At 39.7% G+C, this 22,393-nt stretch carries 23 protein-coding genes and 2 pseudogenes; 8 read left to right on the top strand and 17 right to left on the bottom strand.

The annotated features are described in order from the left end of the window. Positions 1–132: 132 nt before the first annotated feature. The 4 genes and pseudogenes from BN1067_RS17930 to BN1067_RS17945 form a co-directional block, all read right to left on the bottom strand. A pseudogene (locus BN1067_RS17930) lies at positions 133–420 on the bottom strand (transposase); the annotation flags it as partial. Positions 421–770: 350 nt separating this feature from the next. Further along, a complete protein-coding gene (xylE, locus tag BN1067_RS17935) occupies positions 771–2,171 on the bottom strand; it encodes a D-xylose transporter XylE (RefSeq protein WP_053220211.1) in 1,401 nt (466 codons plus the stop codon). 132 nt (positions 2,172–2,303) lie between these two features. Further along, complete coding sequence (locus BN1067_RS17940) at positions 2,304–3,092, bottom strand: class I SAM-dependent methyltransferase (RefSeq protein ID WP_053220175.1); 789 nt, start codon at positions 3,090–3,092, stop codon at positions 2,304–2,306. An 86-nt stretch (positions 3,093–3,178) separates the two neighbouring features. Next, a complete protein-coding gene (locus BN1067_RS17945; RefSeq protein ID WP_110943562.1) occupies positions 3,179–4,426 on the bottom strand; it encodes an MFS transporter in 1,248 nt (415 codons plus the stop codon). Between the two features lie 96 nt (positions 4,427–4,522). Here BN1067_RS17945 and BN1067_RS20655 point away from each other — a divergent pair, with 96 nt between their 5' ends. From BN1067_RS20655 to BN1067_RS17960, 3 genes are all read left to right on the top strand, one after another. Next, on the top strand, positions 4,523–4,705 hold the full coding sequence (locus BN1067_RS20655) for an SgrR family transcriptional regulator (protein ID WP_053220176.1): 183 nt from the start codon (positions 4,523–4,525) through the stop codon (positions 4,703–4,705). A gap of 45 nt (positions 4,706–4,750) precedes the next feature. Next, the gene (locus BN1067_RS17955) at positions 4,751–5,251 is read left to right on the top strand and encodes an ABC transporter substrate-binding protein (RefSeq protein ID WP_053220177.1); all 501 of its coding nucleotides are present in this window, start codon (positions 4,751–4,753) and stop codon (positions 5,249–5,251) included. 686 nt (positions 5,252–5,937) lie between these two features. Beyond that, entirely contained in the window at positions 5,938–6,567 is a 630-nt protein-coding gene (locus BN1067_RS17960) for a hypothetical protein (protein ID WP_053220178.1), read from the top strand. Positions 6,568–6,863: 296 nt separating this feature from the next. On the opposite strand, the gene BN1067_RS17965 is transcribed toward BN1067_RS17960, so the two are convergent. From BN1067_RS17965 to BN1067_RS17995, 6 genes are all read right to left on the bottom strand, one after another. Then, positions 6,864–7,418 carry a recombinase family protein gene (locus BN1067_RS17965; protein WP_053220179.1) on the bottom strand — a complete coding sequence of 185 codons (555 nt, stop codon included), beginning with the start codon at positions 7,416–7,418 and terminating at the stop codon, positions 6,864–6,866. A 640-nt stretch (positions 7,419–8,058) separates the two neighbouring features. Continuing rightward, on the bottom strand, positions 8,059–8,685 hold the full coding sequence (locus BN1067_RS17975) for an HAD family hydrolase (RefSeq protein WP_053220181.1): 627 nt from the start codon (positions 8,683–8,685) through the stop codon (positions 8,059–8,061). A gap of 64 nt (positions 8,686–8,749) precedes the next feature. Then, positions 8,750–9,034 carry a hypothetical protein gene (locus BN1067_RS17980; protein ID WP_053220182.1) on the bottom strand — a complete coding sequence of 95 codons (285 nt, stop codon included), beginning with the start codon at positions 9,032–9,034 and terminating at the stop codon, positions 8,750–8,752. Between the two features lie 124 nt (positions 9,035–9,158). Next, a complete protein-coding gene (locus BN1067_RS17985; RefSeq protein ID WP_053220183.1) occupies positions 9,159–9,509 on the bottom strand; it encodes a cysteine-rich VLP protein in 351 nt (116 codons plus the stop codon). 92 nt (positions 9,510–9,601) lie between these two features. Next, positions 9,602–9,958, bottom strand: a complete 357-nt coding sequence (locus BN1067_RS17990; RefSeq protein ID WP_053220184.1) for a hypothetical protein — start codon at positions 9,956–9,958, stop codon at positions 9,602–9,604. 22 nt (positions 9,959–9,980) lie between these two features. Continuing rightward, a complete protein-coding gene (locus tag BN1067_RS17995) occupies positions 9,981–10,214 on the bottom strand; it encodes a helix-turn-helix domain-containing protein (protein WP_053220185.1) in 234 nt (77 codons plus the stop codon). Positions 10,215–10,711: 497 nt separating this feature from the next. Here BN1067_RS17995 and BN1067_RS20450 point away from each other — a divergent pair, with 497 nt between their 5' ends. Continuing rightward, the gene (locus BN1067_RS20450; protein ID WP_267893616.1) at positions 10,712–10,837 is read left to right on the top strand and encodes a hypothetical protein; all 126 of its coding nucleotides are present in this window, start codon (positions 10,712–10,714) and stop codon (positions 10,835–10,837) included. Positions 10,838–11,061: 224 nt separating this feature from the next. Here BN1067_RS20450 and BN1067_RS18000 read toward each other — a convergent pair whose 3' ends face one another. Further along, complete coding sequence (locus BN1067_RS18000) at positions 11,062–11,418, bottom strand: hypothetical protein (protein ID WP_053220184.1); 357 nt, start codon at positions 11,416–11,418, stop codon at positions 11,062–11,064. 22 nt (positions 11,419–11,440) lie between these two features. Beyond that, positions 11,441–11,674, bottom strand: coding sequence for a helix-turn-helix domain-containing protein (locus BN1067_RS18005; RefSeq protein ID WP_053220185.1), 234 nt, complete (start codon positions 11,672–11,674; stop codon positions 11,441–11,443). Between the two features lie 497 nt (positions 11,675–12,171). Between BN1067_RS18005 and BN1067_RS20455 the strand changes: the two genes are divergently transcribed. Further along, a complete protein-coding gene (locus BN1067_RS20455) occupies positions 12,172–12,297 on the top strand; it encodes a hypothetical protein (RefSeq protein ID WP_267893616.1) in 126 nt (41 codons plus the stop codon). On the opposite strand, the gene BN1067_RS18010 is transcribed toward BN1067_RS20455, so the two are convergent. Further along, the gene (locus BN1067_RS18010; RefSeq protein WP_053220186.1) at positions 12,294–13,814 is read right to left on the bottom strand and encodes a recombinase family protein; all 1,521 of its coding nucleotides are present in this window, start codon (positions 13,812–13,814) and stop codon (positions 12,294–12,296) included. The two genes, BN1067_RS20455 and BN1067_RS18010, sit on opposite strands and share 4 nt — an antisense overlap. 72 nt (positions 13,815–13,886) lie before the next feature. On the opposite strand from BN1067_RS18010, the pseudogene BN1067_RS18015 reads away from it, so the two are divergent. Together BN1067_RS18015 and BN1067_RS18020 are read left to right on the top strand one after the other, a co-directional pair. Continuing rightward, positions 13,887–14,966, top strand: a pseudogene (locus BN1067_RS18015) (ABC transporter substrate-binding protein); the annotation flags it as partial. Beyond that, positions 14,959–15,843 carry a phosphotransferase gene (locus BN1067_RS18020; RefSeq protein WP_053220188.1) on the top strand — a complete coding sequence of 295 codons (885 nt, stop codon included), beginning with the start codon at positions 14,959–14,961 and terminating at the stop codon, positions 15,841–15,843. The pseudogene BN1067_RS18015 and the gene BN1067_RS18020, both read left to right, overlap by 8 nt. Positions 15,844–15,859: 16 nt before the next feature. On the opposite strand, the gene BN1067_RS18025 is transcribed toward BN1067_RS18020, so the two are convergent. The 3 genes from BN1067_RS18025 to BN1067_RS18035 all read right to left on the bottom strand — a co-directional run bounded on the left by BN1067_RS18025 (position 15,860) and on the right by BN1067_RS18035 (position 18,987). After that, positions 15,860–16,792 (bottom strand): aminoglycoside phosphotransferase family protein, encoded by a 933-nt coding sequence (locus tag BN1067_RS18025; RefSeq protein ID WP_053220189.1) that lies wholly within the window; start codon positions 16,790–16,792, stop codon positions 15,860–15,862. Between the two features lie 12 nt (positions 16,793–16,804). After that, positions 16,805–18,193 carry a bifunctional metallophosphatase/5'-nucleotidase gene (locus tag BN1067_RS18030; RefSeq protein ID WP_053220190.1) on the bottom strand — a complete coding sequence of 463 codons (1,389 nt, stop codon included), beginning with the start codon at positions 18,191–18,193 and terminating at the stop codon, positions 16,805–16,807. 230 nt (positions 18,194–18,423) lie between these two features. Then, complete coding sequence (locus tag BN1067_RS18035) at positions 18,424–18,987, bottom strand: beta-class carbonic anhydrase (RefSeq protein WP_053220191.1); 564 nt, start codon at positions 18,985–18,987, stop codon at positions 18,424–18,426. 267 nt (positions 18,988–19,254) lie between these two features. On the opposite strand from BN1067_RS18035, the gene BN1067_RS18040 reads away from it, so the two are divergent. Further along, positions 19,255–20,745: a peptide MFS transporter gene (locus tag BN1067_RS18040; protein ID WP_053220192.1), complete on the top strand. Its 1,491-nt coding sequence runs from the start codon at positions 19,255–19,257 to the stop codon at positions 20,743–20,745. Between the two features lie 207 nt (positions 20,746–20,952). On the opposite strand, the gene BN1067_RS18045 is transcribed toward BN1067_RS18040, so the two are convergent. Beyond that, positions 20,953–22,362: a hypothetical protein gene (locus BN1067_RS18045; RefSeq protein WP_199868562.1), complete on the bottom strand. Its 1,410-nt coding sequence runs from the start codon at positions 22,360–22,362 to the stop codon at positions 20,953–20,955. Positions 22,363–22,393 lie beyond the last annotated feature (31 nt).

Here is a 22,393-nt window from a genome sequence, read left to right on the forward strand (position 1 = left end):
CAGACCGCAGAGGAAATAAACTCGCTTTCCGCGGACGAACGCCCGAGCCTCCTCGCAAGGCCCGCTGTGGGGTCTCGGCCGCCCGTTTTTCCGCAGGAGTCTCGCTTATTTCCTCTGCTACACTATTTCGCTCTACAGAGCCTTTTTAACCGCTTGCTGCCATAAAATTTTATGCTTTAATCGTTCAACGTCTTTGATTCCAAAGGAATCTCGTTTTAAAACCTTTATCGTATGGTTTATTCCCTTGATATACCCATTATGAAATGGATACATGAATGACTGTAAAATCTCTTGTTTCCAACGCATGAACGTTTTTCTTACACGGCGAAATGCCTCTATGTTTGAAGCACGCATCCATTTCAAACATTCTTCCAGCCCTTTTCCGGCTGTCTTCTCATCACTTGTCTTAAACCATTGTTTTCTCTTTACAGAACGGGCACTTTTGTTGCCAATGTCTTGTGTAAAGCTCTACTCTTAAGGCGCTCCTTCTTCCTCTATATTCCATACATCTACTTGTTTATCTTTAATCCCTGTAATTCTATGATAAAACGACGTTGCACTCATATCCCTCTCTTTTTCCTTTGGTTCAGCAACTTCAGGTTAACAAAGAGAGAGGGAATGAGTGTACTTTTTTTTGCACACTGCAGGGACACCACCACACTCAGTATAGAGCCGTTTTAACGAGGAACAAAACCAATAAAAGACCTTCCATTAATCATTTGTTAACGGAAGGTCTTTTTTATTTTCACCGGTTTACGAAACCGGATACATTAAGCCGAACGATGTTTCTTTTGACTTACCAGAATCATCTCCAATTCCTCCAGAGATCTTCCTTTGGTCTCCGGAACCATCTTCCAGACGAATAAAGCAGAAACCACACTCATGATTCCATAGAAAGAATAGGTCAATCCACCGCTAAACTCCATCATCGACGGATATGTCGAGGAGATGAAGTAGTTAGCCGCCCACTGGGCTGCAACGGCAATTGCCACTGCCTGACCGCGGATTTTGTTTGGGAAAATTTCTGCAATCAATACCCAGACGATCGGTCCCCAGGACATCATAAAGGAAGCCGTATAAATTATAATGAAAACCAACGTACCGATTCCGATGGCATTTGAGAAAGCCATGCCGGCTACACCGAACATTCCGACAGCCATGCCAATAGATCCAATGATCAGCAGCGGCTTACGTCCAAACTTATCCACCGTAAAGATAGCGATCAATGTAAAGATGACATTTACCATCCCCATGATGATCGTTTGGAACATCGATGCATCTCGTGCCGCCCCCATGCTTTCAAAAATACGCGGAGCATAGTAAAGTGCTACATTAATACCGACAAACTGCTGAAAAACAGATAACAATATACCGATGACAATAATCTTTTTGCCATAGGAAAACAATTTCGCTTTTTTCACATCAAATGATTTTTCGATTTCATACATGGTCGCTTTGGCCATGTTTTGATCATAAATCTTACCCAATATACGCCTTGCCTTTTCATTTTGCTGTTTGGAAACAAGATATCTCGGTGTTTCCGGCACGAAAAACAGCAGGAATAAAAACAATGCTGCAGGAATCGCTTCCGATAGAAACATGTATCGCCACCCGGTATCATTTACCCAAGCTACGGTTTGCCCCTTGGCAATCCCCCAGTTAACAAAATAGACAACCAACATTCCGAATATAATAGCAAACTGGTTCAATGAAACAAGACTACCTCTTGTTTCCGGTGGGGCTATTTCGCCAATGTACATAGGGGACACTGCCGAAGCAAGACCGACACCAATGCCTCCGATGATCCGGTAAAGGTTGAAGGTCACCAACAAAGCCATTGTCGGTTCACCTTTTGTAAAGAAAAGAAACTCTGGGAAGGCCGAACCTAACGCAGAAACAAGAAAAAGTAATGCTGCCAATATAAGTGAATATTTACGGCCGAGGCCGGAAGCCAAGTAACCGGATAGCAGGCCGCCGATGATACATCCGATCAAGGCACTTGAGACGGTAATACCATGGACAAGCGCACTAAGATTCAAACTATCGGCAAAATAGGCCTCTAATGCACCTTCCGCCCCGGATATAACAGCGGTATCATAACCGAATAATAGACCGCCAAGTGTTGCTACTAATGTCACTAGAATGATATAAAGCTTTTTGTTCTCTTTCATATTCTCCCGGAAAGTAGAAATACTTTCCTTGGTCACCCCTTCCTGATGTAATCGCTTACTATAGGGGTATTGTATCAACTCTTTCTTAGTTTGTACAGTAAACAAACTAAGTGGATTGTCCTATTTATACTTTTAACTTTCCTTTTTCAATGCTTTTAGAAGAATGGCTTCTGCCTCAAAGCTATACACCGTGCCATTCTTTTCTTCGATCCGGAATTTCTGCTTGATATCTTGCGGTGCCTGTAACATAACTTCTGATAGAGCATGCTTTTCGTCTTCTGGTACATCCATCGTCTCACACCATTTTTCAAAGAAAAACTGCTTTGGAAAACGATAAAGTTCCTCCAGCTCGAATCCCTTCTCCTCTATTAGGCAAAGCCATTCCGATTTTTTCAACGCCCGCTGATGACTATAATCACGTCGTTTTTCCATTTCATTATAAAATTTATCCATGCGATCATTTTCCGGCGCTGTATTATCGATCAAGAGAAATACTCCGCCTTTTTTCACTATCCGATATGCTTCCTGAACAAATGTGGACACATTGCTAAAATGGTGGGCCGCAATCCGACACACGGCTACATCAAAAGAATCATCCCCAAAGGGCAGTTCCTCCGCATCGCCTTGTATAAAATCAACGTTCGCATGGCCGTTTCCCTTCACAAATTTTTCAGAAGCCACAAGCATCTCGCTCGTAAGGTCAAAGGCTGTCACTTTCCTTGCCAACGGCGCCAGTGCGTTTGCCACATGCCCGCCTCCAGTCGCAATGTCCAACACGGATTCTGTACCATTCCATTCCAAGATTTGTTTTAACCTTTCCAAATCCCTTCCTTTTGCATGGATGTTGCTTGATACATAATTTGCCGCATTTTTTCCAAATTGGTTTTGCACGTCTGCTTTCGAACGATTTTCTTCCTTCATTGCACGATCCCCTTTTTCCTTTTTTTCTTCCCCTCTTACTATTCTTGAACCATCCTTTATTCCCCTGCTATCCAGGAGCTATGCTTTTATTCTTGGAGCAGAGGATGGTCCTTGCGAATAAAAACAAGCAGCCATCCTACCCCAAACAGGAGAAGCAGAGAACCCGCCAGTGTATAGACAAGTGCTATGCTTGATATGTCCATCAGCCAAAACGAAATAAGCGGTCCCAATGCCGCACCCACATCGACGGTAATCGTATAAGCAGTCATCATCTTAACCCGATCAGTCTTTGCAGCAGTACTGGCAGCCAATGTATCGGAAGTCGTGACAAATCCGGTCGATGTTAACTGGAATAACAACAGTGCCGGAATTAGAATAGTTAGAGTCATAGAATTACCTATGATAATAAACATGGCTCCCCCCGAAAACAACACAACGAGAAGGGATCGAAACATGGCGCGAGAATGGTTTAACAGTTTACCGATTTTTGGAGCAAGAAAAGGATCCCACGCCCAACGGACTGCCTGGATGAAACCTGCCAATGAAGCCGCCCCAATAGTTAATCCGCTTACAGACCAGGAACTCGGGAATCGGCTCGCTAGCAATTGGCTGAGTGTCGAAGCAAATAAACCAAATACCATGATTCCAACCGCTCCCCCAGTTACAAGTACCAGCCATATTCGGCCTGAATTCCATCCTTTTCCCCAGCCTTTTACACGAGAGGATGATGAAGTATGTTCCGTTTTAGCTGGAATCAGCCAATATACTACAGGGATTGCCGTCAAGCCGATGAAAGCAAACAAACATGCCGTAAGAAGGAAAGAAGTTTGATCGATTAGAATCCCCCCGACAAGCATACCGGTTAAACCTCCAAGTCCCCACAATCCGTTATACAATCCGACATATTGGCCGCGATTACTATCTGTAGAAGCCTCAATAACGATTAGATAACCTCCAAGCCTTAGAAATGACCAGGCAATTCCCCACAAAGCCCTCATCCATACAAGCAGCCAAAAATTCGAAAGCAGTCCATAAGATGCAGTCGTGGCTACCGCCAAATAAACGGCGATCAAAATGCCTGTCCGCCGTTGAAAATGTTGATAAAACAAGCCGATCAACGGATTGACCGGAAGCCGGATAAAACGATTGACGGACAAAAGCACGCCTACTTGCCATAGAGAAACCAGTCCTGCTTCCTCCCAATAAATCGGCAAAGCAATCAATAGCATCGCATCTCCTAAAACGGAAATTGCGGTAATCAGCGCTATACCGATGACCTGGTTTTTACGTGAATCTCCCCAGTTTCTTCTCCTTCTTTGCATTTTAGATTTCATGTCTGCTCCCTCCTCCCTAAAGTGTACATGTTAAAAAGAGGAAAAAAAGTGTATAATCAAACCATATTTATTTCCCCTTTTTAAGAGAGTGGCAAAATGAGACTACTGGAACATTATCAACGTTTATGCCAGACATTGCTTAATCAGAAGCAAGAACAGCCCATAACGATAGGGAAATTATCCAATTTATTATCCTGTACGGAGCGTAACGCCAAGTTGGTCGTCCGGCGGTTGGAACAGAAGGGATGGATCGTTTGGAGGCCTGGGAAAGGAAGATGAAACACTTCCACCATTCGCCTGGTTGCCAGATTGGAGGATTTGCTTTTGGCCGAAGCCCAAAATCGAACGAAAGCGGCTTCTGTAGAGGAAGGGATCCGCTTTTTACAAACCTTTTCAAGCAGCAGGAAAGCCCTGGAATCCTTCATCGACTGGTTATTTAACACTTCCAATGAGCAACAGGAAAAACTAGGCGACAGAATGGATAGACTTCAATTCCCCTCTTACCGGCCGCTTCCGGTACTTGACCCTTTACTGATAAACCGTCGCTCGGAAAACCATGTCATGCGTCATATATTCAACCGGCTGGTTCTATTCGATGAGAAAGAAGGCAAACACGTGCCTGATTTGGCTCACCATTGGACTCCCAATCATGATTATACCGAGTGGATTTTCCATCTAAGAAAAGGTGTTCTTTTTCATGATGGCAATGAAATGACGGCACAGGATGTATGTTACAGCTTTCTTCGTCACAAGGATTCACGAGAATCACCATATCACTGGATGTTCTTTTCCCCTGATAAAACCTATTATTATAAAGTATTTTAATAAAGGATGTATGGTGGAATTTTAGCTGTGAAAAATGGACAAAAAAAGAATCCCTAACGATCTATAAAGACCATTAGGGAAAAGTGCTGTTACCTTGCTATTGCTGTTAACTGGTTTAGGTTTAGGAATATTCAATTGTCACACCAGCTATAATGCTGGATAGAATTATTCATTAAAAGATAATTGCTTACGCTTGTCTCGTAAACTCGACAACTCTATTAAAGAATTACTATTATTTTTGTTACTATTGATAGCTGTTATTAGAATAGTTATTAGTTATTGTTTTTAATATTTGGGAGGTGATTTATCACCGAACCAGCGAAGCTGTTATCTTTTATCTTTATTACTGTTATAGCTGTTATTTATAATTTATTATCCTTACTTCCTTACCTATTTATCTTTGGCGACACCCCACTTTACAGGTATTTATTAGTCACAAATTTAGGGATTAACAAAAGACCTTGATATGACTGGGTTTCTTAAAGTCACAAATTTAGGGATTAACCTGTGAGGATTTACATACCGATTAAAGCTACAATTTCAGGGATTATTAAAATTGTGATTATTAAATTCTGTGAACCCTTGATATATAAGGGTTTTTAAAGTTTGTTAATCACAATGGCAAATTTCATTTCTTGAAGGGATTGTACTATGTTTTATGGAATTGAATATGTGGGTGATAAAAAATGGAAATAAGAAAAGATTTAATATTCAATAGGTCAAATAGAGGTACGAAAACAAAATATGATGAAGCCATGAAGATACTAGAATATAGTGTAATGATGGTTCAATTCTTTGAAATAAAGGAGTTTAACAATGTAATTGCTGGTCAGTTAAGGCTTATATTATGCGATACATCTGTAAAGAGAAAAAAAGGTAAAGGAAAAGTCATTACTGATAATTCCTTAATTAAAAAGATCAATCCTAAACCTAAGTTATATCCTGTGAAAGAGTTTGTTGTATTCAATGAAAAGGGTGACGCTTTTATTCCTGATGGATTATTTGATTTTGAAAAACCAATGATTGATTTAAAAGAATGGTTAGAACAAGTCATTTTGAAAATTACTATTAGCGATAAGTATCAGGAATTAACGATATTTGATTTTATTAAAGAATCTGCTAATAAAAGCGGTGGTGCACACGTTGACGCTAGTTTGCCTGAAAAATCCTTTATAGTAGACGTTCATTCTGAAAGGGTGTTATGTGATATAGCAAAGGGCTTATTTAGGGCAACAGGAAGAGACTTTAATCAAAAATCATTGGAAAACTTAACCCACATACTTACTACTATTGAAAAAGCTAAGGCATCCAATTAGGGTGCTTTTTAATTTAATCATTTTTGTGATTAACAACCCTATGAAAAAAGGCTTTACAGATGTTATTAGTACCACCGTCTAGGGATTATTAAATTTTGTGATTAACCACCTTATAAAATCAACGTTTATCAGTGTTATTAGTCACAAGTTGCACAGTGAGGGCTTTAGCTGTGAACCCTGATAACTTATAGGTTTTTGACACTTTTCTATTGTGATTTTTTGGGCAAATAACGCTTGTTTGCTTGTTTTACACATTCGCCTCAGAATATTTTTTTGCACAAAAAAGACGATTAGCCTTAGCTATTCGCCTTCTTTTTCGCCCTTATTAACGTACTTTTACTTATCCCTGTTGTTTCCTCTACCTCTTTATATGAGTGAGTTTCTAACAGCTTTAAAGCGTGTTCTAGCTGTTTTTTACTGTATTTGTTCGGTCTACCTTCCCTAAAGTCGTCACGCTGTTTAGCTATTGCTTTGCCTTCCTGTGTACGTTCTACAATCATATCCCTTTCAAATTCTGCAAAGGAACTCATGATATTAAATATTAGTCGTCCTGTTGGGGTGTCCTCAACGATACCCATATTTAGTACATGAACTCTAACGCCTCGTTTAAATAAATCCTTAATTGTTTCTATAGCGTCACCTGTTGATCTTGCGAACCGGTCTAATTTAGTTATTATTAAAGTGTCACCAGCTTCAAGAATTGACAATAATTCTTTAAATTGGGGTCTATCCGCTTTAGTCCCTGTGAACTTCTCAGAATAGATTTTTTCACAGCCTTCATTTTCTAGTGCTGTTATTTGTGATTCTAAATCCTGATTAACTGTTGAAACCCTAGCGTATCCGTATTTCATATGTAAAAACCTCATTTTCTTTAGTTTATTTATGGCACTAAGTTATGACACCTTTCGATACCTTGATATTACAGTACCTTAAAATCGGTGTCAATACTTAAAAGTTATGACACTATGATTATCAATAATACCACTAAATAATGGTGCTAACATATAGGGCTATACCTACCCATACAGCACTAATAACAGGGTAATAAGGGATATATACCCCCACCTACCACTGCCCCACATAGACGTATAGCACCTATAAAGGCAAGGGAATAGGGAAAGAGGCAAGGGCAAAGGTGAGGACACCACACGAGGACAACAGCACGAGGCAAGGAAGGACAACAGCACGAGGCAAGGCAAAGACAACAGACAATGAACGAATGAAGAAAAACGAATGAACAATGAAAGGAAAGGAATATGCGAACTCAGGCACGATACAGGAAGGTATGGAATTAGATCTATGAGGAACAGCCAACCAGCATACCCCCACCATAGGGGGGCAGGGGGGCTTGGGGGTCGGTCTGGTACTTACAAAATATACGCACCATTTTTAAAACTTTTTTTGGGGATGGGGTGGTTCAAGTTTTTGCTATATTATAAAGTGAAAGCAGCAATAAAAATTTTTGCGGGATTTTTTCAAAACTTTTTAGGGCTACCGCAAAGCTATTAAATCTAAAATATCTTTTGGGTTTTTTAGAATATAATCTGCTGATTCAAACCCTTCTGTTGTTTTAGAACCCCATAAAGCAAGGGCAAATTTTACTCCAGCACTTTTTGAACATTGCATATCATAGATTGAATCTCCAATGTATATAGTTTCCTCCTGAACAGCATTTAACCCTTTTAAACAAGCTAATAAAGGTTCAGGGTGTGGTTTATGTTTTTCAGTATCGCTTGCACATATCGTGTACTCAAAAAATGAACTCAATCCAAATGGTTCAAATTCATCAATTAACTCTTGTTTTGTTTTTGAAGTCACAATACCAGTTCTGACAGGGCTTTCTGATAGTGTTTTTATAACATTTTCTAAATCCTTAAAAACACTTACCTCGTGAGAAAATTCTAGTACAGTCTCTGACCATTTTGGATGGACACGTTCCAAATCGGTCACGTTTAATTTTTTTAATGTTTCTATCCCTGGTATTCCTAAAGCAAATCTTAAATCCTCTAATTGATAATCTTTTCCTTCTTCTTTTAAGACTTTTTGTAGGGATTTTAATATAGCTTTTTCAGTATCTAAAATAGTTCCATCTACATCAAAAATAATATTTTTGAACAAACTGTACCCCTCCTAGCTTCTAATAATCAAGACCAGTTTATCATAGACAGATATGAAGAATAAATTAAATAAGCCCCATTCTTTTACATTTCTGTATTTTCTGTTTTCGTGTCACGTCAGCTAAAACAGTGCAAGCCTCGTCTAAATACAGCTTGTTAGGTTCAACTTTAATTGATAAGAACTTATCATTAAAAATCATTTTTTCCCAATAGGTAGAACCGTCTGCAAAAGTAACTTTACAATTCTGTACAGTTGGTTTTCTGTAATGATACAATGCCTTGTTACTACCTTCCATTGACATAGGGATTTTCATCATGTTTGTATATCGTTCCTTAGTGTACTGTTCCATTGTTGACCACCTTTTATTATTGATTAACGACAGTTAGAAACAGGTTAGGTATAAACACCTTACCACCTAAATTCCAACGCTTGAAAGCCTTGATATGACTGGGTTTGTTTATGTCTAAGTGTCGTTATTTAGCCCTTTTTTGATTGTATTTGATATGAGTGCTTTTCCTTGCTGATCTTTTACATATTTCTGAACAATAAACAGCCCTGTTGGATACAGAACTAAAGCCCTTGCCACAGCCCTTACACGTTTTGTTTAATACTGTTTCCTTACCATAGTAAACCGCCTCTAATGTCTTAACAGCGGGGAGAACAGCCTTTTCAAAGTAAGTACATGAACAGTCCTTAGCTGTTATCTTTTTACCTCGATATTCACCACCAACAAGCAAAGGACATTCCTTGTCCGATAAAATACATTTTCCGTCTATAAAATTCGCACATGATTTAGTAACTAATTGCTTAATATATTTTTCCATTTATCAAATTAACCACCTTTTATAAGTAATAGAAAAAACCCACTTAGCGATTTAATGCCAAGTGGGTTATTAGTAGAGGGAAATACTTTTAATTAACGTCTGTCATTCATAGCAAGTCCAGCCCTTGCACGTTCTACCCTTGCCTTGATTTCCTTCTCTAAATGTTCTTGTCTAATCTGTTCTCTGCGTTCCTCAGCCTCACGTAATAGCCTGTTACGTTCTGCCAGTGCGTTTGCCACTTCTTCATCATTAGAGTAAGAACTCTTAGGCTGTTCATAAATAGACATTTTGCCACCGTCAACAGGAACAATATTTTCGTCACGTCTTAGCTGGTCAACAGCGTTACCGATTGCCATTTTTTCTAGGGTAGACAGTCCTTTGATTTGTTCGTGTGCTTCATCATCACCCATAGCCAAGCGTTTAATAAATTCAGGATTAAAATTTGCCATAATAAATAACCACCTTATAGTTTTATTTGTTTTGATTTTCTACCAATTCTGAAATACGTTGTAAGTCTTTTTCATTAAATTTCAATTTACCAATGGCAAAGAATAGCTTGCCTGTATAGTGACCTGTAATAGAAATCTTCCCTGTCTCAATATCTGAAAGACGTGCCTGAGGTATGCCACTATATTCAGCAAATTCAGATTGACTAAGCCCTCGACATTTACGAATAAAAGGTAACATTTCTGCTGTTAGTTTCAATTCTTCCACCTCACTAATTCATCATAATTTATGACTTCCGAAGTAAATAAAAATAGGCATGGCAACCGAACGCCACACCTTGCTATTAGGAGATCAATCCAATGTCATTATTCACCGTAGGAAACCCATTAAGATTTCCCTATTAGTAGTTTCATGGGAACAGGGTGTTTTACAGGTTTTGAAAGTCATATTTTATTACTTTATATTTCTTAAACTTAAATGTCCTAAAAACAGCGTTTTTCATCAGTTAAGAAGTGTAGAGGTTTTATGAATTGAACAGGCATAAATTTAAATGAATCAAAATGTCCTATTTCAGCCCTTATTTGCAAGTAACAGGGTGTAGGGCTTTTTTTACAGCCTCTAACATTCATACTGAGGGGAACGGACAACAATGGGGAAATCAAACATAAAGGAAATGCTAAAGAATAAAATTGATGGATTTTTAGTAACCAAAATAATCAATTTGAATATTATGGCTTACGTGGGGTGATGTGATTATGAAGAATAAACGTACGCCTAAAGTAACCATAATCAAAGCCACTAATCCTAACTATAAACAAGTAGCTGAGGCAATCGTAAAATTATCTCAATCAAATACAGAAACAAAGAAGGACGCTTCCTAATTGGAGACGTCCTTTNTTACCTCGATATTCACCACCAACAAGCAAAGGACATTCCTTGTCCGATAAAATACATTTTCCGTCTATAAAATTCGCACATGATTTAGTAACTAATTGCTTAATATATTTTTCCATTTATCAAATTAACCACCTTTTATAAGTAATAGAAAAAACCCACTTAGCGATTTAATGCCAAGTGGGTTATTAGTAGAGGGAAATACTTTTAATTAACGTCTGTCATTCATAGCAAGTCCAGCCCTTGCACGTTCTACCCTTGCCTTGATTTCCTTCTCTAAATGTTCTTGTCTAATCTGTTCTCTGCGTTCCTCAGCCTCACGTAATAGCCTGTTACGTTCTGCCAGTGCGTTTGCCACTTCTTCATCATTAGAGTAAGAACTCTTAGGCTGTTCATAAATAGACATTTTGCCACCGTCAACAGGAACAATATTTTCGTCACGTCTTAGCTGGTCAACAGCGTTACCGATTGCCATTTTTTCTAGGGTAGACAGTCCTTTGATTTGTTCGTGTGCTTCATCATCACCCATAGCCAAGCGTTTAATAAATTCAGGATTAAAATTTGCCATAATAAATAACCACCTTATAGTTTTATTTGTTTTGATTTTCTACCAATTCTGAAATACGTTGTAAGTCTTTTTCATTAAATTTCAATTTACCAATGGCAAAGAATAGCTTGCCTGTATAGTGACCTGTAATAGAAATCTTCCCTGTCTCAATATCTGAAAGACGTGCCTGAGGTATGCCACTATATTCAGCAAATTCAGATTGACTAAGCCCTCGACATTTACGAATAAAAGGTAACATTTCTGCTGTTAGTTTCAATTCTTCCACCTCACTAATTCATCATAATTTATGACTTCCGAAGTAAATAAAAATAGGCATGGCAACCGAACGCCACACCTTGCTATTAGGAGATCAATCCAATGTCATTATTCACCGTAGGAAACCCATTAAGATTTCCCTATTAGTAGTTTCATGGGAACAGGGTGTTTTACAGGTTTTGAAAGTCATATTTTATTACTTTATATTTCTTAAACTTAAATGTCCTAAAAACAGCGTTTTTCATCAGTTAAGAAGTGTAGAGGTTTTATGAATTGAACAGGCATAAATTTAAATGAATCAAAATGTCCTATTTCAGCCCTTATTTGCAAGTAACAGGGTGTAGGGCTTTTTTTACAGCCTCTAACATTCATACTGAGGGGAACGGACAACAATGGGGAAATCAAACATAAAGGAAATGCTAAAGAATAAAATTGATGGATTTTTAGTAACCAAAATAATCAATTTGAATATTATGGCTTACGTGGGGTGATGTGATTATGAAGAATAAACGTACGCCTAAAGTAACCATAATCAAAGCCACTAATCCTAACTATAAACAAGTAGCTGAGGCAATCGTAAAATTATCTCAATCAAATACAGAAACAAAGAAGGACGCTTCCTAATTGGAGACGTCCTTTTCTTTTAGTCTTATTTCAAATTCATCTACTGTATTTACTAATTCTAGGTGTTCAAACAGTAGTCTGTATATCCTATTCTGATTTTCAATGCTTTCGTTTTCAATGTTATTTAGCGAATCAACAGCGTTTTGAATAACTGAACTTCTATCATAATCATTCAAACTAGCCAGTAGCCTTTCGTTATCCTCTAGTTTCACCTTCAATTCTTTTGCGTCCTTCTCTAAAGGTGGTACTAATCCTACATAGTCTGCTTCCGATAAAATCCCTTTGATTAGATAACTTTTAGCGTTTTGTATCTCAGTTTGTATTTCACCCATACGGCTTTTGATGTCCTTAATTTGATTCATAACGCTGATTTTCTTATCATTGGTGGTATCTATATCAACGCTTTTTATTTCTTCTCTTAACGCTTCCTTATAGCTTTCAACAGCTATATAAAAGTGGGGAAGTAGTTCCTTCATGGAAATTGATTTATTAGGACATTTCTTTTCGTTATATTCACCGATAACCTTTTGACACTTTCCAATCTGATAAGATGTAACACCTTCTTTATTAGTCCATGACTTATGAATAGGTAATCTATTTCCACATATACCACATACCACTAATCTATCCAGTACAGTATTTATTTTAGTGTAACGAATTCCTTGTGGATTCCTACTGCGTGACTTAATCATATTATGCACTTCTTGAAATTCCTCTATCGTTAATAAAGGCTGGTGGGTATCTCTAACAATAACATCTTCGCCAAACATCTTACTGTAATAGTGGCTTTCACCTAAATAAACACGATTAGCCAACATTCTTGTAATTGTACCAACGTCTTTCCACTTCTTACCAGACTTTGTGGTATATCCGAGTTGGTTAAGTTGTCCTATGATTTCAGCTATTACATATCCTTCAAGAACTTTGTCAACAATAAATCTGAATGTCTTGCTTTCGATAGGGTGAGGTATCAGCTTGTCCTTATCTTTGAAGTAGCCGAAAGGTGACTTATTAACATAGATACCTTCCTTTGCACTTGCCAAAACTTTTACATTCATTCTATAAGCAAAGTTTTCAAGTTCTTGCTGATTCATTGCACCACGAATGATATTAGTTAAAAACTGGTTTCTATCGTTAGGGAAGATGTAGCCTTCACGTATTGAAAGGATAGCTATTTCAGTACCTTTCAGTTCTTCATATACGTTTGTTTGTTCGTGTACAGTACGATATAGCCTCGATTCTTCCACAACAATTATTAAATCGTGTTTTCCGTCTAAACATGCCTTTAACATTTTTTTATATTCTTCTCTTTTTACGTTCGTTGACTTTGCCACATAATCATTATAGATAACATAATCCTTCCAGCCTTGTTCCTTACAGAAGTCAGTCAAACGCTTTAAATGGCTTTCTATTGTTTCTGCGTCAGTCATGCCTTTACTTTTCTTAGACTTCCTCAAATACAGTGCTTTAGGCTTATCAGAAGGCTTATAATCAGCTTGTGAGAATGGTTTATACACCGTGTTTCACTCCTGTTAGTATGATATTTATGTACTTTATAATAACATACTTTTTCTCTTGATAAAGCAAAACCGGTAGACACTTATTTGGTACGGTTTACCTTTCAAAAACCGATGCCTTATTTTTTATATATGGCGGGAAGTATGGGCGGAAGCATATTATCAGCTACTACTCCCTCAACGTCGGTTCCTATCGGTACAGGACCCTTCCAGGTGATCGAAAATACCAACAACCAGCTCAGACTCAAAGTATTTGCATCTTTTTTTAGAACCAGGCCATTCCTTGATGAAATTATGATGTATTTTTTCCCGCAGTTGTATGACAATCAGTCGTCTTCCGTGGCCGAAAGGAAACCAACCAACTTTTATCAATACCCTTACACTAATTCAACACCGCATTACCGTCAAAAGACGGCTGTCGACAACGGCAGTAAGCTGCTTACCTTGAACGGAGACAGAGGAAAATTAGCCAAAGATCCATTTTTGCGCGAAGCTGTTTTTCATTTGCTGAAACCAGAAAAAATGATTAAACAATTGCAGGGCAATAGATATGCCCCAGCTTCCAGGCTCATTCAAAGTACAGAAAATGCCAGTCTGCTTTACCGTAGCGTTTCCTCAAGAAAAAAACTTCTGAATAGCAGTAGCTATAATGGTAAAACGTTTCACTTATACAGTTATCATGGGGCTGGTAATGAGTTGGATGGCAAATGGATTCAACAGGAATTGGGGAATGCAGGAATAAAAGTTGCCTTGCACTTTTTGCCATTCGAAGAACTGGTTCGTCAAGATCTCTCTAAGGCAGACATGTTGCTAGGTGAACAACTTGCTGATGAAAGCCGGTTACTAACCTATTTGTCTTTTTTTCATGGAAGCCAGAGCTTAGCGGCACATCATCTCCCCGATTGGAACAGGGAGCGATTGGAATGTCTTACATCAGAAGGGCTAACTGAGCAAGCATTTATCATGCGATTACAACAAGAGGAAGCAAATTTGTGTCTTACCCATTATTATGTTTTTTTGTACCGGTTAAAACAATATGCTATGTATCCAGATTATGTAGAAAGCATTGAGTTTAACGCCCTCGGATGGGTTGATTACACCAAGTTATGGTATGATTTTTTTTCCAGTCAGCAAGGAGGAAAAAATGAATAAGCAAACACTCCTACAAATCCTTCACCAATTTGTACCTGATTTGTCTATCGAGTCCGCCAACGTTAATCATGTCGGTTGGGATCACGACATCTTGTTTGTTAACGACGAACTTGTCTTCCGTTTCCCTAAGACTGAAATGGTTCGTCGACATACAGAACGAGAGTTGGCTCTATTGAAAGCTTTGAGGAAAGCAGGACCCGTATTGCTAGTTCCCCACTGTCAGGAACTTCGCGATGCGAGCGGCAGAATAGTTGCGATTTATTATCCAATCGTTAAAGGCAAGTCCCTCTCGACCATCCAACCGGAAGACTTGCTTTTTAATGAAAATAACGCAAAACTTCTTGGTAAGTTTCTAAGTACGCTTCATTCGATTTCTGCCAGTCAAATAGAGAGCATCAATTTCACGATACATACCCAAGATTATTGGGAAAAATTTTATACAGCTGTCCAGAAGGGGATTTTTCCTCACTTACCGAAGGAGGAAGTCAAATTGGTATCGCAGACTTTCACCTCTTTTTTGGAAAGAAACCGGGAAAAGACTGGTACCAAAACCTGGATCCATGGTGACTTGTCCGCTGACAATATTATTTTTAATGAGGAAAACGGTGTGATTAACGGCATAATTGATTTCACGGATTCCCAATATGGAGATCCCGCCTTCGATTTCGCGGGTTTTTATTGGGATTACGGACCTGCTTTCACCCGCCAAGTCCTTCACCATTACCAAGGAATAGAACCTAGTGAACGTCTATATGAACGCGTCCGGGATTTTTATGGGCTCCAGCCCGTCTTTCATGAACTGTTATATCAATTAAAGCAAGGACAGCCGGTAAACTGGCCGACTGCCCTGAATAAATTCAAACTATTACGAAAGTGATAATCTGCGCTTTGTTTCAACCGAACGCTACTTCACTGATATCGTGGTGAAATTGTTGTTTGTATAGCTGTTGAAAAGCGGCAATTGCTTGATAAAATGGTCGATGATAACTGCCATCATCTTCAACTGTCCAACAGGCTGCAAGTACGCTGTGGCAGAAGCCCCATAACAGGAAACGTTCCCTGTCCAGCTGCAAGGTTTTCGTAAATATTTCGATGCGATTCCCCATTACAGTGACAGGATTTTCGTCCGGCAGCTTGTTTAGCAAAAATTGAATTAAATCATACTCCCGTTCACCGATCAGTCCTTTAGGATCGATCACCTTCCATGTACTATCTCCGTCCCGGAGGATATTGTAATGATGGAAATCTCCATGCAATACCCACTTCTTTCGACTGGTACTGTGTAAATGGCGAAAAACACGCTTCGCTTCCAGTAAAGTCGACCGGCTTATTGGACCGCAGCCTTCAGGATGATTGTCGATAATTTTAGCCAAGGATTTCTCCCTCTCCTCGGTAGTGGGCAGCTGGACTCTTTCCGGTGATTCTGCTGTAAGCTGCCTGAATACCCTCGCAGCAGTCCGGCAGGCTTTTTCCTCATCTTCGATGTCAGCCAGAGAATCTCCGGGTATTATCCGCTCCAATAGGAAGGCACCCAACTCTTGATCAACATCTAGCAATTCAACCATCGACTGAGATTGTAATAGCTTAAGCGCTTCTAATTCACGCGAAAATTCTTCACCTGGTATGGAAATTTTTACGACCACTTGTGTTCTGTCATTTAGCTTGGCAGGTGCTGCATAATTGACAGATAACGAATATGGCTCTTCCATCGTAACTCGCCACTTCTGCTCACATTGATGGATAATTTCCGGCAGGCGTTCCAGCCACGCTTCCCCTTCCTGTTTAAAATAATGCTTGACGTTTTTGATAAATTGATTCTGCATCATCATAGCCCTTTCTCAAACAAGGATATCGGTATGGTGGATCCAGCGTTTGGTTGCAGCCTGCTCAAGGAATGCGGGTTTGGCAGCGTACTCTCTGATCACATCCCGGATATATTCCGGCCTGTAAACTTGATTGCGGTTGTCAGCCAAAGCCGGATACCCGGAACCCCGTTGCAAATAATCGGAACTGGCAATCGAATACCATTCATCATTGTTCAACTCCCGGTCCCCGATTGTCACGTTAATCAGACGATTGCCATCATGCTCGACTGTCGCTCCGGAAACATGGAGTCTTCCTGCATATTTCCCTCTGAAGCCCGGCCCTCTTCCATCGGACAAACATGCTTGCGCATCGAGTGTTTGCTCCAGTGCCGTTTTTAAATCTTTTCCCTTGATTTCAAATATGGTCGGATTTAATGGTGAAGGGCAGGTTTCGATTAATTTTTTTTCAGAAACAAAGCCGAATAAACCAGCATGTACGATTCCACTGTTAATCAATCCAAGATCCGTATGTAACAAATCTCTCAGTCCATCTGCAATTAAATTGGATAACGGGTTTTCCTCAATCACGTCATGCCACAACGGCTGCTCGATGGTAAATAGGGTCCGGCTTAAATACTTTACAGCCTTTTCCTTGTTTTTAGCCAATATATCGACTACTCCATTGGATACTTCTCTATCGCCTGTGGATAGCATGAAACTGTCGGTTAGTAATACTTTTCCATTTTCTATCGCTAGTTCGAGAATTCCGACATATTCGCCAAACGATCCGGCGCTATTGCAAATAGTGCCATTGATCAACTTAGGCTCTGTATATAACTGATGGTCGTGTGCGGAAATCAACACATCAATGCCCGACACCTCTTCTGCTAGTCTATGGTCGGCCACTGTGCCAATGTGACTCAACACAACACAAATATCATACAAACCCTCCTGTCTATCCAATTCTGCTTGTAAAGAGGATTGAAAATCAGCGACATGAATCCCTATCCCATCATTGAATTCTTGTAGATCAGGGGAAGAACCGGTGACCAGAATTCGTAACCCCTTTTTTTCAATGATCGTACTAGTGACGACTCCTCTAATTGGTGTCCGTTCTTTTTTTAAGAGATTATTGCTTATAAATGGAACAGGGCTGTTCAAAGCCATATTTTCCAGCGTATCCAAGCCGTTGAACATTTCATTGTTTCCAATGGTCAGCGCATCGTATCCTGCTTCACTCAGCAGCTCGACTGCCGCCATCCCTTTGGTTCCCTGAAGTTCAATACTCTTAAAGTCTGCAAAATCACCACCATCGAGCAATAGGGTATTTTCATCCTTTTGTTCTTCGATTAATGACACTGCCCGGGAAAAATTTTCAAACTGACTATGCAAGTCATTGGTATGGATAATTTTTAATTTCATATGAGTCCCCCTTTTCGACTATCTTTAATACATTCGCATCGATTTTGTCTTTTCCTGCAAAAAACTGTCACATATGCAAGCGAAATTGACAGTTTTTAACTAGCCGTGTTCATTTTTGAAGGGATCGATTAGCAGACGTGAGGGACCTGGGTGAAATGAATTCCATATACTCGTTCGATGCCTAAAAAAAGAAGCCACTTCTTTTCGGAGTGGCTTCAAAGGTCGATTTCCTATTGCTTATACCCATCTACGACAACATCAAGTCTACCCGTGTCCGGTGCAATGACCAACCCATGTACCGGTACATCTCCTGGCAGCATAGGATGATGCTTGATCGTCTCCACACTATGCTTTACACTATCTTCCACACGGTCGAATCCCTGCAAAAACCTGTCAAGATCTACCCCCGAATACTCCAATGTCGCCAACGTTTCTTCACTTACACCTCGTTCTTTCACTTTGTCCAACATCGATTCAGCATTTAAACTGGACATGCCACAGTCATGGTGACCTACCACAAAGACTTCATCTGCTTTCAATTCATACACAGCTACCAATATACTACGCATGATACTTCCAAACGGATGAGCGACGATCGCTCCAGCAGTTTTAATGATTTTCGCATCGCCATTCCCAACATTCATTGATTGTGGAAGCAGTTCGACGAGTCGGGTATCCATGCAAGAGATGATTACCGCCCTTTTATTAGGGAACTTGTCTGTTTGATATTTTTCATAGTCCTTGTTTTCAACAAATTGTTCATTATGCGCTAAGATTTCTTCCAGTAATTTCATAGTAGTCCCTCTCTTCTATTATATGTACTAGATAAATTATAAAAGTTTTTTCGAAAAAAATAAAATAAATAAGTAATGCTACTTCCATTTAGAAATGGAAAAGTACCATCATTATACCAATCAACCATAAAAAAACTCCGTTTCTATCTTCTTCCGCTGAAAAAAAATCCCCGCTATATCAATGTTTACAAGCTATTACCTGATTTTTACTTTGACATTTGAACTAGATAGAAATAATATGGTAAAGGTAATAAAAGGAGGTTGCTTATGACTGGCGAGAAAAAACAGAAAATTGTGGACAGCGTACCTCAGAAAGGCTTTTTTGGTCACCCGAAAGGTTTATTTACGCTATTTTTTACTGAATTTTGGGAACGTTTCTCTTATTATGGAATGAGAGCGATTCTCGTATTTTACATGTACTATGAAGTATCCAACGGTGGTTTGGGACTTCCGGAAAGCACTGCGCTTGCTATCATGTCTATTTATGGTTCACTCGTATACATGTCTGGTATTATCGGCGGCTGGCTGGCCGATAGAATACTCGGTACTTCAAGAGCACTTTTATACGGCGGAATATTGATCATGTTCGGACACATTGCCCTGGCTATTCCAGGAAGTATTACCTTGTTCTTTGTGTCCATGGTGCTTATTGTCCTTGGTACAGGTTTATTAAAACCGAACGTATCAACCATGGTCGGTGAAATTTATAGCGAAGAAGATCAGCGCCGTGACGCTGGTTTCAGTATTTTCTATATGGGTATCAACCTTGGTGGTTTCCTTGCTCCATTAATTGTCGGAACACTCGGAACAGAGTATAATTTCCACCTTGGCTTTGGTGTCGCAGCAGTAGGTATGTTCTTAGGATTGGTCGTCTACATCTTTACGAGAAAGAAAAATCTTGGACTTGCCGGAAGCTATGTAGGTAACCCGCTTTCTGCTGAGGAAAAGAAAAAATTCTTTAAATGGATGGGATTAGCTGCATTGGTAATTATCGTGCTGATCGCCATTACCATTCCTATGGGATTACTTACCTTTGATACATTCATCGGGTTGATCGGAATTCTCGGAATTTTGATCCCTTCCTGTTACTTTGTAGTGATGTATCGCAGTCCGAAAACAACTGCGGTTGAACGTTCACGAATTATTGCCTACATCCCGCTGTTCATCGCTTCAGTAATGTTCTGGGCGATCCAGGAACAAGGTTCGACGATTTTGGCTAATTACGCGGACAAGCGTACACAGCTAGAGTTTGCAGGTATCGACATTTCTCCTGCTTGGTTCCAATCATTGAATCCATTATTCATCATCTTCCTGGCACCTGTATTTGCCTGGATGTGGGTCAAGCTTGGCGACCGCCAGCCATCCGTTCCTAAGAAGTTCTCTTTAGGACTATTATTTGCCGGACTTTCCTTCATCGTAATTCTGGTACCTGGAACGTTGAGTGGAGATGCATTGGTTAACCCATTATGGCTCGTTTTGAGTTACTTTATCGTCGTTCTTGGTGAATTGTGCCTATCGCCAGTCGGACTGTCTGCCACTACGAAACTGGCTCCTGCAGCCTTCTCGGCTCAAACGATGAGTCTGTGGTTCCTGTCCAACGCAGCAGCACAGGCTATTAACGCACAAATCGTTAAATTCTATACAGCAGAAACCGAAACACTATACTTTGGTGTAATTGGTGGAGCTGCATTAGTACTAAGCTTATTGCTATTCCTGCTTTCACCGGTTATTCAAAAGAAAATGCAGGGTGTTAAGTAACAAACAAAAAAGGTATTACTGTCCACACAATAAATTTTTTGATAATTGTTAACAAAAAGCGGCTTGCGCTCTCAGCGTTTAGCTGCTTTTTTGTATGGAGTGCATGCTCCAATTTCCCTTGGTAACCGTGTGCCTTCACCCGGTTACCTCTTATTCAACGAAGCGTTTGATTACACCCCTTTTTCCTGCCGGTTGCAGCGAAAGAATTTAAAAATTACTGCCCAAATTCTCTTTTCCTCCTCTTCGTGTCGGTAAAACATCATTCCCCGGTTTCCAGAGTAACATGGCGATGCCAATCATCGCTCCATAAGGATGGGCAATACTGATGACAGCTAGAAAAAATAACAAGAAAACATAGCAATTCTGGACGGTAGATACTTGGATGGATGTTTTGCCTAAAACCGACATTGCAATTTCCAGCTGGTGATGGAAAAAGTGCTTCGCTAACCCGATATAGAAGCCCAATTGAACCGGAATCCACCACGGCACTTCCTGGAAAAGAAGTAAAAGTAGTAATAGGGGTAGACACACAATCAATCCGGCACGGGCAAACCAAGTGAAAAATGCAAGCTTCCATTGCTTCAATTCCCATGGCAGACAATAAACAAGCCGATTACCGAATCCACCGATAAAAAAGCTGGAACCCATTTGAACAAATAAAAAGATCGCCAGCGCTATTCCAATCCCAAACAGCCAGTCATTACGGGATCCCAGAAGCACTAATAAAATCACGACACAGCCAATCGTACGGATTACCGCTTCCCTCTGTTCCAAAAAATACGATTTCCAAAGCCTTTTATAAATGCTACTAGGGGAAGAGTAATCAAATCTTTTACGATTCATTCTACTGGTGAATAATTGCTGAATCCATCCTTGCTTTGGAGGGGGCTTTATTTCCATCTGCGACATTTTGTTTATGAACCACATATTCCATATAATCAAGTCATTGGTCTGGACAACTTTGGACCAGTCCACGAATCGGGTTGCTCTCCTAACTAATAAAAAGTTTATTCCTGCTAGGATAACAAACACTCCGCCCATCCACCATGCTGTATCACCTACAAACAAACTGAGCCCCCTGACAACTGCTGCCAATACAACGATTCCTGTGTTTGTGATCAATTTTACTAAAAAACGCTTTTGATACACCGTCCACTGAGGCACCGCCATTAATATTTCCATCACAACAATGAGACACGCTGTCACCATTGCAAAGCGGAAGGTGAACGGAGAAATGGACGCAATTAAACAGGCAAGAACTGTCCACAAAACCGTCACTTTTAGTATTTTATCTGCGATACAGAATTGCCAAATCTGATAAACGGAAAATGGCAGCATGCTTAATTTCAGTTCAGCACTCGAGAATAAAATCCCTGGCCTGGTATATGAAAATACAAAAGGGCGCACGAGCAAAATGAGCATCAAATTGAGATAATTGGCACTAATAAATGATTGCAACTGGAGAATTTTATCGGCCGACTCTTGCAAGGTTTCATGTAAAATGAAAAAGCCAAATACCATGAATGCTCCTAAATAGATCGAAATGGTCACATCAAAACTGACGCCGAAAGCCAGCTTGTAAAGCTTTGCTTTTTTTCTGAAACGATGCTTTTTCACATGACGATAAACCCTCCATGCGTTCGCGGAC

The organism is Virgibacillus senegalensis, assembly GCF_000821245.2.
GTDB lineage: Bacteria > Bacillota > Bacilli > Bacillales > Amphibacillaceae > Sediminibacillus > Sediminibacillus senegalensis.

Coding starts and splice junctions, on each gene's coding strand:
- xylE (WP_053220211.1), bottom strand. CDS start 2,171: ATGAAAGAGAACAAAAAGCTTTATATCATTCTAGTGACATTAGTAGCA.
- BN1067_RS17940 (WP_053220175.1), bottom strand. CDS start 3,092: ATGAAGGAAGAAAATCGTTCGAAAGCAGACGTGCAAAACCAATTTGGA.
- BN1067_RS17945 (WP_110943562.1), bottom strand. CDS start 4,426: ATGAAATCTAAAATGCAAAGAAGGAGAAGAAACTGGGGAGATTCACGT.
- BN1067_RS20655 (WP_053220176.1), top strand. CDS start 4,523: ATGAGACTACTGGAACATTATCAACGTTTATGCCAGACATTGCTTAAT.
- BN1067_RS17960 (WP_053220178.1), top strand. CDS start 5,938: ATGGAAATAAGAAAAGATTTAATATTCAATAGGTCAAATAGAGGTACG.
- BN1067_RS17965 (WP_053220179.1), bottom strand. CDS start 7,418: ATGAAATACGGATACGCTAGGGTTTCAACAGTTAATCAGGATTTAGAA.
- BN1067_RS17980 (WP_053220182.1), bottom strand. CDS start 9,034: ATGGAACAGTACACTAAGGAACGATATACAAACATGATGAAAATCCCT.
- BN1067_RS17985 (WP_053220183.1), bottom strand. CDS start 9,509: ATGGAAAAATATATTAAGCAATTAGTTACTAAATCATGTGCGAATTTT.
- BN1067_RS17990 (WP_053220184.1), bottom strand. CDS start 9,958: ATGGCAAATTTTAATCCTGAATTTATTAAACGCTTGGCTATGGGTGAT.
- BN1067_RS20450 (WP_267893616.1), top strand. CDS start 10,712: ATGAAGAATAAACGTACGCCTAAAGTAACCATAATCAAAGCCACTAAT.
- BN1067_RS18000 (WP_053220184.1), bottom strand. CDS start 11,418: ATGGCAAATTTTAATCCTGAATTTATTAAACGCTTGGCTATGGGTGAT.
- BN1067_RS20455 (WP_267893616.1), top strand. CDS start 12,172: ATGAAGAATAAACGTACGCCTAAAGTAACCATAATCAAAGCCACTAAT.
- BN1067_RS18020 (WP_053220188.1), top strand. CDS start 14,959: ATGAATAAGCAAACACTCCTACAAATCCTTCACCAATTTGTACCTGAT.
- BN1067_RS18025 (WP_053220189.1), bottom strand. CDS start 16,792: ATGATGCAGAATCAATTTATCAAAAACGTCAAGCATTATTTTAAACAG.
- BN1067_RS18030 (WP_053220190.1), bottom strand. CDS start 18,193: ATGAAATTAAAAATTATCCATACCAATGACTTGCATAGTCAGTTTGAA.
- BN1067_RS18035 (WP_053220191.1), bottom strand. CDS start 18,987: ATGAAATTACTGGAAGAAATCTTAGCGCATAATGAACAATTTGTTGAA.
- BN1067_RS18040 (WP_053220192.1), top strand. CDS start 19,255: ATGACTGGCGAGAAAAAACAGAAAATTGTGGACAGCGTACCTCAGAAA.